Source organism: Microbispora bryophytorum (assembly GCF_006874465.1).
GTDB lineage: Bacteria > Actinomycetota > Actinomycetes > Streptosporangiales > Streptosporangiaceae > Microbispora > Microbispora bryophytorum.
Map to the genome: position 1 here is coordinate 1 of NZ_VIRL01000059.1, position 1,283 is coordinate 1,283.

A 1,283-nucleotide genomic window follows, 5' to 3' on the forward strand; every position below is an offset into this window, starting at 1 on the left:
GGCGATGCCGGGGGTGTGGGCGAGGGGCTGGTGGTCGGCCCCCCGTTGCCGGTGAACTGCCACCAGTTCACGTTCATCAGGTAGCTGCTGCCGCCGGTGAACCGGAGATACAGGTCGTGGGTGCCGCTCGCGCCGGTGACCGAGCAGGAGACGGTCGTCCAGTTCTGCCAGCCGCCGGTGCCCGGGACGTCGCAGGTGCCCATGAGGGTGCCGGTGGCGCCGTCGCGGCGCACTTCGATCTTTCCGCCGCTGCCGCCCGAGGCCACCCGTGCGGAGAACGAGGTCGCGCCGGTGCCGAAGGCGACGCCCTTGACCTTGATGTAGTCGCCGTTCTCGATGAACCCGACGTTCATGCCGCCCTCGCTGGACGGCTCGGTCTCCACGCCGGACTCCCAGGCGATGGTCTCGGCCTCCTGACGCACGTACGGGTTCAACGTGCCCACCTGGGGCGCCCCGGTGGTGGTCATGTTGATCGTCGGGATCGTGCCGTCGGAGTTGTAGCTGAACTTCTCCACCGCGACCGAGCGGGTGAAACCGCCACCGCCCGGCAACGCGCCGTTGTGGTAGAAGAAGTACGAACCGCCGTTGAAGTCGACGATCCCCGGGTGGTTGGTGAAGCTGCTGCCCTGCGTCGACATGATCGTGCCGCGGTAGGTCCACGGCCCGGTCGGGCTGGAGGATGTGGAGTAGGCGATGAACTCCGAGCAGCACTTGGCCGCGAACACCATGTAGTACAGGCTGCCCCGCTTGTAGAACCAGGGGCCTTCTTCGAACAGCGTCGGCCGGTTGGCGTCCCCGCTGCGGGAGCCGAATCCCGAGGTGGTCAGGTTGACCTTCGTCGGGCTGCCCGAGTAGGACGTCATGTCGCTGTTGAGCTTGACGTACCACAGGTTGGGGTTGCCCCAGTAGAGGTAGGCCTGCCCGTTGTCGTCGATGTAGACGGTGGGGTCGATCTCGCCGTTCTCGACCAGGGGGTGTCCCAGGGCGTCGCGGAAGGGACCGGTGGGGCTGTCGGAGACGGCCACGCCGATGGCCATCCTGCCGGTCGACCGGTTGGTGGTGGGGACGTACCAGTAGAACTTGCCGTTGCGGTAGATGGCCTGGCCCGCCCACGCGTCCGACTTCGCCCAGCTGAAGCTGGACACGCTCAGCGGCGAGCCGTGGTCGGTCCAGTTCACCATGTCGGCCGAGGACCAGACCCGCCAGTCCTTCATCGTGAAGTACGTCGAGCCGTCCTCGTCGTGCCCGGTGTAGAGGTAGACCCGGCCGTTGTAGACCAGCGG

At 67.0% G+C, this 1,283-nt stretch carries 1 protein-coding gene; it reads right to left on the reverse strand.

All coding sequences use genetic code 11. The annotated features are described in order from the left end of the window. Positions 1–1,283, reverse strand: a 1,283-nt coding sequence (locus tag FLX07_RS35770; RefSeq protein WP_142576404.1) for a glycoside hydrolase family 43 protein, incomplete at both ends; no start/stop codon positions are given.